This window comes from Dactylosporangium sp. CA-233914, assembly GCF_050942935.1.
Taxonomy (GTDB): Bacteria; Actinomycetota; Actinomycetes; order Mycobacteriales; family Micromonosporaceae; genus Dactylosporangium.
In genome coordinates this window covers 9,569,727-9,583,488 of record NZ_CP192030.1, presented here as the reverse complement: position 1 = coordinate 9,583,488, position 13,762 = coordinate 9,569,727, and the positions used below count along the sequence as shown (strand labels likewise).

The following is a 13,762-nucleotide window of genomic DNA, read 5'->3' as shown; positions in this document are numbered from 1 at the left end:
CAAGCTGCTTCCTGTCCGGCCCGGCGTACTCGTCGGCGAACGAGATTTCCAGACAGGGAGTGGGAACATGATGAGGTCCAGGGCGCTGCTCGGCGCCGCCGGTACTGTCGTCGCGGTCGGTGCGGCGCTGGCCTTCGGCGCGGCGCCGAGCTACGCGGTCGGCGGTCTCCAGCCGGGTATCGCGTACGGCTGGGGCGCCAACACCTTCGGCCAGACCGGTGCCGGTATGGCGGCGTCGCAGTACAACAGTCCACAGCAGACGGTCCTGCCGGAGAACGTCGTGCAACTGCAGAGCGGCGGTCGGGCCAGCTACGCCCGGCTGGCCGACGGGCGGTTGCTGTCCTGGGGGTACAACCTCAACTCCGCCCTCGGCAACGGCTCGACGATCGCGAGCACCCGCTCCCCGGCGCCGGTGCTGGGCATCGGCGGCACGGGCGCGCTCACCGATGTCGTCGACGTCGCGGTACACATGGAAAGCGCGATCGCGGCGGTGCTGGCCGACGGCACGGTGGTCGCCTGGGGCTCGAACACGAACCGGCAGCTCGGCGACGGCTCGACGGCTAGCGTCCGGGCGTATCCGGAGCGGGTGCTGACCGCGCCGGGCACCCCACTGACCGGTGCGGTGGACGTCGAGTCGGGCACCGAGGTGACGTATGCGTTGATGGCCGACGGCACCGTCACCGCGTGGGGGGCGGTGAAGTGCGACGGCACGCTGGCGGGCGCGACGCAGTTCGCGACGCCGGTGGCTGGGCTCACCGACATCCGGCAGATCGCGGTCGCCGGCGCGGTGGCCCTGTTCCGGCGCGCTGACGGCGCGGTGCTCTCCTGCGGCGGCGACGGGCGGGCACTCGGCCGGCCGTACGGCCCGCTGAACTCGCCGACCTCGCCGTACGTGCCGGTCCAGGTCACCGACCTCGGCCCGGGCAGCGACGTGGTGGACATCTCGATCAGCTCGGCGGCGACCGCGCTGACCGGGGACGGCCGGGTGTACCTGTGGGGCGAGAACACGCAGTACCAGCTCACCCCGCTCGGCGTGCCGGGTGGCCTCACGGTGCCGACCGAGCTGGTCCGGCCGGCCGGTGAACCGAAGATCGTCGATGTCGAGAACGACAACTCGCCGGTCACGTACGCGGTGCGGGCCGACGGCTCGATGCTGGTCTGGGGGTGCAACCAGTTCGGCATGGCCGGGATCGGCACGAGCACCATGCTGGTGAACCCGACCGTGGTCACCGTGCCGGGTCGCTCCATCATCAGCGTCGCCGCGGCGAACTGGGACGTCCTGGCGGTCACCGTACCGGCGGTGTGACCGGCACGCGCACGCGCAACACATCGCCTCGCCCGGGCCCGTCGGCCCGGGCGAGGTGGTCGTGTTTCGTCCACTATGGAGTGAGTGTGGCCACCGCCTGCCGCAGCGCCGGGTCGGGTGGGGACTGGACCGCGGGCGGGCGGCCGCGCACGGCGTCCCAGGCGGCTTTCCAGGCGGCGGCGGCGTCTCTGGCCGTGTTGTACCAGATCGTCACCGTCCGGCAGCCCTCGCAGCCGGACGGCACGCCCCAGGCGTCGACGCCGACGCGGCGGCAGAGGGTGACGGCGCGGTACAGGTGGATGTCCTGGCTCACCAGGAGCGCCCGGTTGATGCCGTAGACGTCGTGGGCGCGCTTGCAAGTGTCGTACGTGTCGAGGCCATAGGGGTCCACCACGATCCTGGAGCCGTCCACGCCGTGCCGGCCCAGGTACTCGCTCATCACCCGCACCTCGTTGCCCGAGCCGCCGTGCGCGTCGCCGGAGATCAGCAGCGCCTTCACCTTGCCGGAGGTGACCAGGGTGGCGGCCGTGTCGAGCCGGTTGCGCAGGAACGTCATCGGCTCCTGGCCGCCGGGGGCGAGCTGGGCGCCGAACACGATCGCGACGTCGGCGGCGGGAGCCTCAGCCGTCGGGACGACGCGGCCCGAGGCCGACGCTCGAATCCACACGGTGGGGGCGAGGGCGATGGCCACGATGACGACGGCGGCGAGTGCTGTGCGCCATAGGGCCCGACGGCTCAGACGGTACCAACGCCGGCCTTTGGGTTTTTGTTCTTCCTGCACCGGGGGTGAGGTGGGCATGCGGGCAGCATCGCACGCCCCGGCAAGGCGGCGATTGATCGGGCGACATGGCCGTCCTACGAGACCGCGCCGGACTGGGTGAGCAGGTTGGTGTACCAGCTGTCCGACGGGTGATTCGTCGCCGGGTAGTTGGCCGGCGGGTTCGTCGCGTAGCTCGCGCTGTCGAAGTCCCAGCCGCGAACGATGTGCCCGCCCTGCCGGGCCGCGGTGATGAAGGTTCTGTTGCTCGCGGTCGAGGCGTAGAACAGCGCGCCTTCCTGCAGGATGGCGGCGTCGCCGGACTGGTACTCGTCGAACGCGGTCTGGTCGTAGCGGATGCGGTCCGAGCCGACCAGGCCGGTCGAGTACAGCAGCGTCTGGGCGGGTGCGGCGCCGTCGGTGCCGGTCCGCACCGAGACTCGTGCGCTCCCGGCTGTCGAGGTCGCCGTGTCGAACAGGGCGTCCGAGGTCTTGCCGTTGGCGCTCCACGAAACCGTCATCGCGCCGGGGTTGAGTGTGCCGGTCCAGTTCCAGTTTTGGCTGTTCGACTGGCTGCGGTGGACTTCCCGCACGGTGGTGCCGCCGTTGGTGAACCGGATCGTCGGCAGGACCCCGTTGTCGTACTGGCGGCTGGGCGACCAGGTGATCTCGCCGTCCGCGCCGATCGTCCCGACGTGGTACCAGAGTGTGTCCGCGGTCTGTGACTTGTGCACCTCGACCAGCTGGCCGTTGTCGTTGAGCGCGACCGCCGGGGTGGTCCCGGAGTCGTAACGGCCGTGACGCAGCCACGTGATCCGGCCGTCGGTGCCGTAGGTGCCGGTCCAGTACCACAGTGAGCCGGACCCCGAGTCGTGCACCTCCACGACCTGGCCGTGCGCGTTGACCGCGACCGAGGGGTGGTACCCGGCATCGCGGCGGTACTCGGCGCGGGTGCCGGCGTGGCCGGAGAGCAGGGTCAGGACCCGGCCGCGAAGCGAGCCGACCGTACCCAGCGAGCCCGGCACGTCCTTGGCCATCAGCAGCCGCGACCCGAACGCATCGCGCAACTCCTGGTTGAGCGCGGTCAGGTTGCCGGCCGCGAACGACGGGTTGTCGGTCAGGTCGTCCTTGAGGTCGAGCATCACCACCAGTGGCGCGTGCGTCGGGTGCGCCGCGGACCACGCCGAGACGGTCTGCAGCCAGTCGCGCAGCAGGTTGGAGGCCGGGTTGCCGGTGTGGTCGACCGCGTCGCCGGGGGAGTTGTGCCCGATCGAGTAGTCGTGGTTGGCCGCGTACCCGTTGTCGTGGACGTCGAGCTCGATGAAGCGCACGCCGCTGTCGAGCTGGCCGGTGATCGAACCTCTGCTACCGCCCGAGTAGCTGTTGTGGGTGGCCCGGAAGACCGCCGACGCGAAAGGCAGACTGTCGCCCGGTGTGGAGGCCAGGCTCGCGGCCGGCACGGCCAGTGCTGCGGCGCAGGCGATGCCGAGCGCGACCACCGCCGCGGACGACCGCCGTCCGCGCGTGCGACGTAGTGCTGTCATGAAGGCCTCCAACTCGCGAGCGCGCCGCCCGGCACGTCGGCCTTTATCTATGTCATGCACTCGACGTCGGGCTCAATGTGCGCGCGGTGAACGTTCGCGGTCGGAAACTCAAATGTATCGATTGCGGCTCGGGCGGCTCAGGAGGCGCGGCGCAGCCGGGCTGTTGCGATCCGCGCCTGCTTCGGCGGGAACCGATGCGCTCGCGCTGGCGCGGCCGGCCGGCTGTGGCCAGCCGGCGTGTACAGCGGCTGCGTTGCGCTGCGCGCTGGAAGCTCGGTCTATCCGGCAGGGGCGAACCGGTTTCGGCGCCGGGTAGCGCGCCTGGTGCGGACCAGGCGGGTGATCGTGACGGTGAGGACCGCTGCCCCGGCAAGGGCCAGGGCGGTCGATCCGATGGCGGCGCCCACGCCTGGGGGGCGAAAGGCCTGGCTCGGGGCCCAGGGGTACGTGACGGCAGAGACGGTCACGTCCTCCTCGTCGACGCCGTCGATGGTCACTGGCCGCGGTGAACCGCCGTCGTAAGGGGTGAAGTCGCCCCAGCAGGTCGGGCCGTGACGGGGTAGACCGGTGCCGCAGTCCGTCGTGGTGACGCTGCCGCCAACGCCTATGCCCGGCACGAACGCGAGCAGCCACAGTATGCCGAGCGCCAGCAGGACCGGACCAACGATGAAGCCCGCGAAGATTGCGGCGCGTTGACGCATGGATGCCACGGTAAGTCCCGCGGGCGACCCGGCGCTGGGGTCAGGCGCACGCCCGCCTGGTCGGCGTGCTCAGATACCGTAGGTTATCGTGATGAAAGTCTGGGCCCAGCGAGGCCTGCACGCGCTGTGGCGGGCCGAGACCTGGTTCAGCCTCTGCTGCCTGGTCATTCTCGGGTTCGCAATGTTCGGGCTGAGATCCGGGCATGCAGAGTCACACAACGCACTGTCACTCTATGTAGCCATCCTCTCCGTGGTCCTGCTGCTGACGCTGCGGCGGGCCGCATTGGCGGTGTGGATTGTGGCCTGGTGCGGGATGGCGGCGCTGGCCGCCGTGCATGAGTGGTCGGCCGTCACCGCGGCCGCCCTCCAGTTGGCGCTGACCAACCTGTTCCTGCGGCGCGGCGGCCGCGTCCCGTACGTGGCCGCCGTTCTGACCTTCGCCGACCTGTGGCTCGTGCTGATGGTGCACGAAAGGACCCCCATCTTCGGCACGGCCACCGTCACCTTCGCCGTCTGGACGCTCGGCGCGGCCGGCGCGGGCGTGGCGGTCCGCTCACGGCAGCAGTACATCGGCGCGATCGAGGAGCGTGCCCGGTGGGCGGTGGAGACCCGGGAGGCCGAGGCGCAGCGGCGGGTGGCCGAGGAACGGCTGCGCATCGCCCGCGACCTGCACGACGTGGTCGGCCACCACGCCGCCGTGATCCGCATGCACACCGGTCTGGCCCGCCGCCTGATCCGCAGCGACCCCGACCGGGCCGAGACCGCGTTACGCGAGGCGGAGTCGGCGACCAAGACGGTGCTGCGGGAGATGGCCGGGCTGCTGCGGGTACTGCGCGAGTCCGACCAGGACGAGGCAGCCCCCGCACCCGGCCTCGCCGACCTCGATCCGCTGGTCGCCACCCTGCGCAGCGGCGGAATGGACCTGGCCGTCGACCGCGACGGCGACAGTTCGCGGGTGCCACCGCTGATCGGTTTGACCGCGTACCGGGTGGCGCAGGAGTTGCTCACCAACGCACGCCGGCACGGCCGCGGCCCGGTCACCCTGTCCTGCCGGATCGCCCCCGAGATGCTCACCGTCCGGGTAACGAATCGGGTCGCGGAGGCGCCGGATCAGCAGCCCACTCCCGGCTACGGCCTGCTTGGCATCCAGGAGCGGGTCCGGGCCGCCGGCGGGCGCCTGAGCGTGTCCCGGGACGATGCGACCTTCACCGCGGCCGTTGAACTGCCGCTGACCGTGGATGACGAGATCGAAGGATTCGACATGGCAGTGGTGCGGCGATGACCGACGGTGTCCGGGTGCTCATCGCCGATGACCAGGCCCTGATCCGCGCCGGGCTGGCCGGCATCCTCGGGTCCGAGCCGGGCATCACGGTAGCGGGTGAGGCCGCCGACGGCACGGCCGCCGTCCAGGCCGTACGCGCCGGTGGTGTCGATGTGGTCCTGATGGACCTGCGTATGCCTGGTATGGACGGCATCGAGGCGACCCGGCAGATCACCGCCGACCCGGGCGCCTCGAGCGGTGTCGCTGTCCTGGTGCTGACCACGTTCGAAACAGACGTGAACGTGCTCGACGCGGTGGCCGCCGGCGCCCGCGGCTACCTGGGCAAGGACGCCGACCCGGAAACCGTCGTCGACGCCATCCGGCTCGTCGCCCGCGGCCAGTCCCTGCTTTCCCCCAAGGCCATGGCCGCCCTCGCCAGCCGGGCGACCACCGCGGCCGTTCCCCCCGCGCGGCCGGCAGTGGCGCTCGACGCCCTCACGGACCGGGAACGGGAGATCGTCATCCTGGTCGCGACCGGGCTCACCAACGACGACATCGCCGGCCGGCTCACCATCTCGCCGCTGACGGTGAAGACCCACGTGAACCGGGCGATGACCAAACTCGGCGCCCGGGACCGGGCCGCGCTGATCGTCGCCGTGTACGACAGCGGCGCGCTCGGCATACCGCGGCCGTAGTATCCGCCCGCGGTGTACCGCCTCGGCCGTACGCCAGGTTTCTGCTGCTGGACGACGACGCGGCCGTAGGCATTCCGCCATCGTTGGGGACGTTCCGGCCTGTTCGCGGTGCCACAAGGTGCCGCGACCGGGTCGTCTCATCGTGCGCAGGAGGTTGCACCAACGTGGCTCGTTTCCTTTACCGGCTCGGCGTCGCCAGCGCGCGCCGCCGCGGGGTGGTCTTCCTGGTCTGGACGCTCCTGGCGGTGGTCGTCGGCGCCGGCGCTGCCACCGGCTTCAAGTTCAGCGACGGCGCGTTCTCGATGCCCGGCTCGGAGTCCAGCCGCGCCCTCGAGCGGATGGACAACTACTTCCCGGGCGCCGGCTCCGGCAACAAAGACACCGGCAGCGGCAGCCTGCAACTGGTCCTCGCCACTCGCGACAACTCCGCCATCACCAGCGGCACCAACCAGAAGCTGGTGGCGGCCGCGCTGGCGCAGGCGACGAAGGTCGACCACGTCGCCTCGGTCAGCAACCCGTTCGACGCCAAGCAGCCGTACGTGTCCGCGGACAAGACCACCGCGGTCGCGACGCTCGCCTTCACCGGGCTGGACAACGACAACTCCAAGACCACGTACGACCAGGTGCTCGCCGTCGCCCAGCAGGCCCGCGACCAGGGCCTCGACGCCGAGGTCGGCGGATCCGTCGAAGTCATGGGCGCCGAGGTCGGCGGCCCCAGCGAGATCGTCGGCGTCATCCTGTCCTTCGTCATCCTGATGATCACGTACGGATCGCTGGTCGCTGCCGGCGCCAACATCCTCGTCGCGCTGATCGGCGTGATCATCGGCGTGGTCGGCGTCCTGGCGTTCTCCGCCTTCCACCCGATCGGCAGCACCACCCCGACCCTGGCGGTCATGATCGGCCTGGCCGTCGGCATCGACTACAGCCTGTTCATCCTCGCCCGCACCCGGCACGAGCTGCGCGAAGGCCGCACCCTGCAAGAAGCCATCGGCCGTGCCACCGGTACCGCGGGATCCGCCGTCGTGTTCGCCGGCACCACCGTGATCATCGCCCTGGCCGGGCTGTCGGTCGTACGCATCGGGTTCCTCACCGAGATGGGCCTGGCGGCCGCCGCGACCGTCGCCGTCGCCGTGCTCATGGCCCTCACCCTGGTGCCCGCCCTCACCCGGTCGATGGGCAGCCGGATCCTGCCGCGCCGGGAGCGGCGCGGCGCACCGCCCGCGGCCGCACAGTCGAACCGCTTCACCTTCCTCGAGCGCTGGATCCGCCTGGTCGTACGCCGCCCCGCCCTGACCGCCGTCGCCGTGGCCGCCGTCCTGCTCGCCCTGTCCACTCCCGTCCTGAACATGAACACCGCCCTGACCACACCCGGCGGCGAGGACCCCGGCAGCACCCAGCGTGCCGCCTACAACCTGGTCGCCGACAAGTTCGGGGCCGGCTCCCAAGGCCCGCTGATCGTCCTGCTCGAAGGCCGAGGCGCCGGAGCCAAAGCCGCCGAGGTCGCTGGCGTGCTGAGCAAACTCGACGACGTCACCGCCGTGCACCCGGCCGGCGCCACCACCGGCGGCGACGCCGCCCTGATCCAGGTCATCCCGTCCGGCGGCCCGATCGACGCCAGCACCTACGATCTCGTCCGGGCGATCCGCGACCGAGCCGGCGACTTCGCCGGACTGGAGGTGTCGGTCACCGGGCAGACCGCCATCGACATCGACCTCAACCACGCACTGCGCAAGGCGTTGATCATCTACCTGGTGCTGGTCGTCGGCCTGTCCCTGCTGCTGCTGATCATCCTGTTCCGGTCGCTGCTGGTACCGCTGATGGCCACCCTCGGCTTCCTGCTGTCACTGGGCACCGCGCTCGGTGTAACCGTCGCCGTGTTCCAGTGGGGCTGGCTCAACGCCTTGTTCGCCGCGCCGGCCGGCAACCCGCTGCTGAGCTTCATGCCGATCTTGATCGTCGGCATCCTCTTCGGCCTCGCCATGGACTACCAGGTGTTCCTGGTCTCCCGCATCCACGAGGCGCACCGCAAGGGCCTCAATCCGACCGAGGCCATTCTTGACGGCTTCGGACGTACCGCTGTCGTCGTGGCCGCCGCCGCGCTCATCATGAGCTCGGTATTCGGCTCGTTCGCACTCAGCCCCATGTCGATCATCGCCTCCATCGGACTGGCGCTGACCGCCGGCGTGCTCGCCGACGCCTTCGTGGTCCGCATGATCCTCGTACCCGCCCTGCTGGCGCTGCTCGGCGAGGCCGCCTGGTGGATGCCGCGCTGGCTCGACCGGATTCTGCCCCACCTCGACGCCGAAGGAAGTGCCCTGGAGACCGCGCCGCCGGCGCAGCAGCGTCCGCTGGAGCCGATCGGTCACCTGTAAGACCATTGCGGCGGTGGGGTGCAGGCGCGCCCCACCGCCCCAGTACCGCGTGGGTCACGCACTTATATCGACGGTCTTGGCGCGTTTGCCCTACCGCGGCATACCCTGAGTCTGCATTGACCGGATTCTGATAGGGCGGGGTGCCATGCACAAAGCCGTCACCACGGAGGCCTCCGGCTTCCGTCTGCTCGTCGTATCCCCGGACGCGGAAACGCGTGGCGCGCTCGCGGCCCGGCTGAGCGTGGCCGGCTACACCGTCACGTCGACCGCGACCGGCGCCGGCGCGACAAGGCTGCTGACCGAGCGCCGGATCGACCTCGTCGTCATCGACGTCGCGATCCCCGACCTGCAGAAACTCGCCCAGGAACGCCCCACCTTCCCCTATCGCCCCCTGGTGCTGTGCATGGCCTCGTCCGAAGCACTCCAAGCGCTGATCCCCGAGGTCGGCACCACCGTCGAGGACTACGTCACCAAACCGTGCCGCACCCTCGAGCTGCTGGCCCGCGTACAAGTGCTGCTACGTGGGCGGTCGCCCGCATCGGCGTCCGTGCTGCGCTACAGCGACCTGGTACTGGACGAAGGCGCCTGCCGCGTGTGGCGGAGCAACCGGGCACTGCAGCTGACCGCGGCTGAGTACCGGCTGCTGCGCCACCTGCTGCTCAACACCGACATGGTGCTGTCGAAAGAACAACTCGCCTGGCACATCTGGGACGGCACTCGCGGCGCCAACGCGATCGAACGACTGGTATCGCGCCTGCGCCAGAAGGTGGATGAGCAGGCGCCCACCCTGATCCACACCCGGCGTGGATTCGGGTACTGGCTCGGCCGGCCGGCCACTGCCGGTATGTGAACTGATTCACGTCAGCGTCCTGTCAGGTTTCCGCAGCGGTCTCGTCAGGCCGATCTGCTTGCATGGGTCTCGCAGCGAGCGGAGAGAGGCCGCACCCGGCGGCTCTCGCCCGGGCACAAGGTTCTCGACGGCCCCGGCGCCGTCGCCCACGGTCCCGAGCCGCTGCCGGTCACCTGATGAAAGGACCCTCGCATGCGAATCGAGTTCGACGAGCCCAAATGCGTCGCAGCCGGGCAATGTGTGATGGCCGCCCCTGACGTCTTCGACCAGCGCGAGGACGATGGCGTCGCCATCGTCCTCGACCACAACCCTGGGCCGGAACACCACGATGAGGTGCGCGACGCCGCGGCGATCTGCCCGGCCGCCGCCATTCACCTGGTCGGGCAGTGAACCGAGTAGTCGTCGTCGGAGCCTCGGCCGCCGGCCTCACGGCCGCCGAGACCCTGCGCCGGGAGGGCTACGCGGGCACGATCACCCTGATCGGTGCGGAGGCCGACGCCCCGTACGACCGTCCGCCGTTGTCCAAGCAGATCCTGTCGTCGCGGTGGGAGGTCGACCGCCTCGCGCTACGCACGGCGGACCAATTGGCCGCCCTCGACCTCGACCTGCGGCTGGGCGTGCTCGCCACCGCCTTGGACCTCGCTTCACGTACGCTGCTGCTGCAGAGCGGTGATCGGCTCCGTTACGACGGCCTGATCGTCGCCACCGGCGTACGCCCGCGGCGGCTACCCGGGCAGGGCGCCCACGTCCTGCGGACCGCCGCCGATGCGGTGAACCTGCGCAGACGGCTTGTACCCGGTACCCGCCTGGTGGTGGTCGGCGCCGGGTTTCTCGGCTCCGAAGCCGCCGCCGTGGCCCGGGAACTGAGCTGTGACGTGACCATGCTCGAACCGGCACCCGTCCCGCTCGCCCACGCCGTCGGCGCCGACATCGGACGTGTCCTGTCGCTTGCCCACGTGGAGCACGGCGTCGACCTGCGTACGGGGGTGACGGTGTCGGCGGTCGCTGACGGCGGCGTACGCCTCGCGGACGGCACCCTCGTGCCCGCGGACGCGGTGCTGGTCGCCATCGGATCGCTGCCCAATACCGAATGGCTCGAGGGTAGTGGCCTCACGATCGATGATGGTGTGGTCTGCGACGAGTACAGCGCCGCGGCGCCCGGCGTGTACGCCGCCGGTGACGTCGCTCGCTGGCACAACCCCCTGTTCGGCCGGGCGATGCGCATCGAACACCGCACCAACGCCGCCGAGCAGGGTATGGCGGCCGCCCGCAACCTGCTCAATCCCAGCGCCCGCAGACCGTTCGCGCCCGTGCCCTACTTCTGGTCCGACCAGTACGACATGAAGATCCACGCGTACGGCCACCTGTACGGCCATGACGCCGTCCAGGTCGTCGACGGCGACCTGACCACGCGACGTTTCATCGCCGCGTACCACAAAGCGGACCGCCTCGTCGGCGTCCTGGCCGTGGGCATGCCCCCGAAGACGATCCGGCCCTGGCGGCAGACGATAGCCGCCGGCGCCCGCTCCCACTGATCGTGTACTCAATTCCGGAAGGAACCCGATGTCGCTCGGCTTTCGCGGTCTATGCAGCTGCGAGTGCCCATGCTCGCTGGACCTGCCGGATTTCTGCGTTGGTGGGTTGAGCTGGGCGGGAGCCCATAAATCGAGCGGCAATGAGGGTGCGTCGTAGCGCGGTGAGCATGTCGGTGAACGACGGGTCGGTTTTCGACAGGTACCAGGGTGCGTGGATGCGGCGGTCGGCGACGATCCCGGATCGGTGACCGTACAGCGCATACCAGAGCACGACGAGGGTGTAGACGTACATCCCGAACGCCCAGGTGCGGTTCACGGCTTCCGCGGTGCGGTTACGGGCCTGTCCGACGCCGAGGGTCTGGCGGGTGTCGAAGAACGTGACCTCGATCGCCCACCGGGCGGCGTAGCGGGCCACCAGATCGGCGGCGGTGACGCTCAGGTCAGTGGTGATCAGGGCCAGCATCGGCCCGGTTTCTCGGTCACGCACGAGGGTCATCCGTACCGGGTGGGGCCCGAACACCCCGTACCAGAGGCAGTCGAGGACCGCGATACGCACGGTGTCGACCCGCCCGTAACGCGTCACGGACACCGTCTGCCACACCGCGGTGGCGGCGGCCTCGCTGGGGGTACCGATCCGGGCGCCTTTCAATCGTGGCCGGCCCCGTTTACCGCTGCGGGCCGGTGCGCGGTGATACACCACCGCGTTGCGGGGCAGCCGGGTCGTCCATGTCACGGTGGCGGGCAGGTCCCGCAGGCCATGGCCGTGGTACGCGGCGTCGGCGACCACGTGGACCCGCCGGCCCGGCGTCCGGGCGGCGATGACGGTGATCATGTAGGCGGCCAACTCCACGGTAGAGGCGGTGCCCTTGCCCTGCCAGCGCCGGCACAACACCGGCAGGCACAACGGCCGGGACAGGAACGAGGGCCGCACGATCACCCCGACGACCACCCAGCGGTGACCGAACGCCAGCTTGTTCCGGGCGGGCGCCGAGCCGTCGTGGATCCATCCGACGCCGTGGACCTTCTTACCCCGACGGCGATGCGCGGTGTCATCGACCGCCAGGTGCAGATCGGCGCCGTCGGCGACGAGGTGGGTCAGGACCAGATCGAACACCGTCAGGCCGATCTGGTCGATGGTCCAACGCGTGGTCGAGAAGAACCGGTGCGCCCGATCATGCGACCAGGACGTGGCCATCCCGGCCCCGGTGAGCATCCCGCAGACCGTACGTTGCCCGGTCTGCGCGACCAACCCGACGACCATCGCGGAGAAGACCCCGAACGTCGGCGCCGTGAAACACCCACCGAAGGCGTCCAACAACCGACGCAACGAGATCGGTAGGCTGACTCCTGGAAGCATCGACGGATCACTTTCGGCAACGACAGTGGTACAAGGACCGTCGATGCTTCCGTCATCTCACCCCAAGATCACGCACTCCCAGGCCACCCGGCGTGTCACACCCACCGCCGACCCCTCATCAAAAACTGCGAAAGTCCAGCGATGTCGACCACATCGACGACGCCGCTTGACTTCCCGATGCCGCGAGCCCAGGGATGCCCCTTCGACCCGGCACCGGTCCTCCGCGATCTCCAGCACGAGGCACCGCTGACCAGGGTCAAGATCTGGGACGGCACCACCCCCTGGCTCGTCACCCGCTACGACGACCAGAAGCGGCTGCTCAGCGACCCACGCCTGAGCTCCGATCCGACCCGCCCCGGCTACCCCAGCCCGGCTCAGGCCGGCGACGACAGCGATCGCGGCGGCTCGCTCGGCTTCATCCTCATGGACGACCCCGAGCACGCCCGGCTGCGGCGCATGGTTACCGGCGCCTTCACGCTCAAACGAATCGAGGCGATGCGCCCCGCCGTGCAAGCGATCGTCGACCAGCTGATCGACGACCTGATCGCCGGCCCGAACCCGGCCGACCTGGTCGATGCCTTTGCACTGCCGGTGCCGTCGCTGGTGATCTGCGATCTGCTCGGAGTTCCCTACGCCGACCACGAGTTCTTCCAGGAGAACAGCAAGGGCCTGATCGACCTCACCGCGACCGCCGCCCAGCGCGGCGCCGCGTTCCAGGCGCTGCACCAGTACCTGGACGCCCTCCTCGAGACCAGGATGTCCGGCGACGGTGACGATGTCCTGTCCAGTCTCGTCCCGCGGGTCACCTCCGGGGAACTGACCCGCGCCGACGCCGCCGGCATGGGCGTCCTGCTGCTCCTGGCCGGGCACGAGACGACCGCCAACATGATCGCCCTCGGTACCCTGACGCTCCTGGAACATCCCGAGCAGCTCACCGCACTACGCGAGACCGACGACCCAAAGATGATCGCCGCCGCGGTCGAGGAACTGCTGCGGTACCTGAACATCACCCACAACGGCCGCAGCCGGGTGGCGCTGGAGGACATCGACCTCGACGGACAGACCATCAAGGCCGGTGACGGCGTGGTCCTGCCCAACGAGATCGCCAATCGGGACCCGGGCATTTTCGCCGACCCCGACACGCTCGACCTCGAACGCCGGCCCAACCGCCACGTCGCCTTCGGCTTCGGCGTCCACCAGTGCCTCGGCCAGCCACTCGCCCGCCTGGAACTGCAGGTCGTCTACGGCACCCTGTACCGCCGTATCCCCACTCTGCGGCTGGCGACCACCCTCGACCAGATCCCGTTCAAACACGACGGCGCCATCTACGGCGTCCACCGCCTACCCGTCACCTGGTAAGGAGCCCGCCACCATGCAGACTGCG

The 13,762-nt window shown here is 70.1% G+C and carries 12 protein-coding genes; 8 read left to right on the top strand and 4 right to left on the bottom strand.

Features of this window, described 5'->3' with window-relative positions:
- Positions 1–67 precede the first annotated feature (67 nt).
- The gene (locus ACQPY0_RS42535) at positions 68–1,306 is read left to right on the top strand and encodes an RCC1 domain-containing protein (RefSeq protein ID WP_432974258.1); all 1,239 of its coding nucleotides are present in this window, start codon (positions 68–70) and stop codon (positions 1,304–1,306) included.
- A 73-nt stretch (positions 1,307–1,379) separates the two neighbouring features.
- On the opposite strand, the gene ACQPY0_RS42530 is transcribed toward ACQPY0_RS42535, so the two are convergent.
- The 3 genes from ACQPY0_RS42530 to ACQPY0_RS42520 all read right to left on the bottom strand — a co-directional run bounded on the left by ACQPY0_RS42530 (position 1,380) and on the right by ACQPY0_RS42520 (position 4,308).
- A complete protein-coding gene (locus ACQPY0_RS42530) occupies positions 1,380–2,105 on the bottom strand; it encodes a SanA/YdcF family protein (protein WP_432974256.1) in 726 nt (241 codons plus the stop codon).
- A 56-nt stretch (positions 2,106–2,161) separates the two neighbouring features.
- A complete protein-coding gene (locus ACQPY0_RS42525) occupies positions 2,162–3,607 on the bottom strand; it encodes a Ca2+-dependent phosphoinositide-specific phospholipase C (RefSeq protein ID WP_432974254.1) in 1,446 nt (481 codons plus the stop codon).
- Between the two features lie 278 nt (positions 3,608–3,885).
- Complete coding sequence (locus ACQPY0_RS42520; RefSeq protein WP_432974252.1) at positions 3,886–4,308, bottom strand: hypothetical protein; 423 nt, start codon at positions 4,306–4,308, stop codon at positions 3,886–3,888.
- Between the two features lie 91 nt (positions 4,309–4,399).
- Between ACQPY0_RS42520 and ACQPY0_RS42515 the strand changes: the two genes are divergently transcribed.
- The 6 genes from ACQPY0_RS42515 (at position 4,400) to ACQPY0_RS42490 (ending at position 11,021) form a co-directional block, all read left to right on the top strand.
- Positions 4,400–5,590: a sensor histidine kinase gene (locus ACQPY0_RS42515; protein WP_432974250.1), complete on the top strand. Its 1,191-nt coding sequence runs from the start codon at positions 4,400–4,402 to the stop codon at positions 5,588–5,590.
- Positions 5,587–6,264 (top strand): response regulator, encoded by a 678-nt coding sequence (locus ACQPY0_RS42510; protein WP_432974248.1) that lies wholly within the window; start codon positions 5,587–5,589, stop codon positions 6,262–6,264. The genes ACQPY0_RS42515 and ACQPY0_RS42510 overlap by 4 nt, the downstream gene beginning before the upstream one ends.
- A 164-nt stretch (positions 6,265–6,428) precedes the next feature.
- Complete coding sequence (locus ACQPY0_RS42505; protein ID WP_432974246.1) at positions 6,429–8,636, top strand: MMPL family transporter; 2,208 nt, start codon at positions 6,429–6,431, stop codon at positions 8,634–8,636.
- A 145-nt stretch (positions 8,637–8,781) separates the two neighbouring features.
- Positions 8,782–9,486 carry a response regulator transcription factor gene (locus ACQPY0_RS42500; RefSeq protein ID WP_432974244.1) on the top strand — a complete coding sequence of 235 codons (705 nt, stop codon included), beginning with the start codon at positions 8,782–8,784 and terminating at the stop codon, positions 9,484–9,486.
- 192 nt (positions 9,487–9,678) lie between these two features.
- A complete protein-coding gene (locus ACQPY0_RS42495) occupies positions 9,679–9,876 on the top strand; it encodes a ferredoxin (RefSeq protein WP_432974242.1) in 198 nt (65 codons plus the stop codon).
- Complete coding sequence (locus ACQPY0_RS42490) at positions 9,873–11,021, top strand: NAD(P)/FAD-dependent oxidoreductase (RefSeq protein ID WP_432974240.1); 1,149 nt, start codon at positions 9,873–9,875, stop codon at positions 11,019–11,021. The genes ACQPY0_RS42495 and ACQPY0_RS42490 overlap by 4 nt, the downstream gene beginning before the upstream one ends.
- Positions 11,022–11,070: 49 nt before the next feature.
- On the opposite strand, the gene ACQPY0_RS42485 is transcribed toward ACQPY0_RS42490, so the two are convergent.
- Positions 11,071–12,348 (bottom strand): IS701 family transposase, encoded by a 1,278-nt coding sequence (locus tag ACQPY0_RS42485; protein WP_432974238.1) that lies wholly within the window; start codon positions 12,346–12,348, stop codon positions 11,071–11,073.
- Between the two features lie 171 nt (positions 12,349–12,519).
- Here ACQPY0_RS42485 and ACQPY0_RS42480 point away from each other — a divergent pair, with 171 nt between their 5' ends.
- Complete coding sequence (locus ACQPY0_RS42480; protein ID WP_432974236.1) at positions 12,520–13,737, top strand: cytochrome P450; 1,218 nt, start codon at positions 12,520–12,522, stop codon at positions 13,735–13,737.
- The last annotated feature ends 25 nt before the right edge of the window (positions 13,738–13,762 follow it).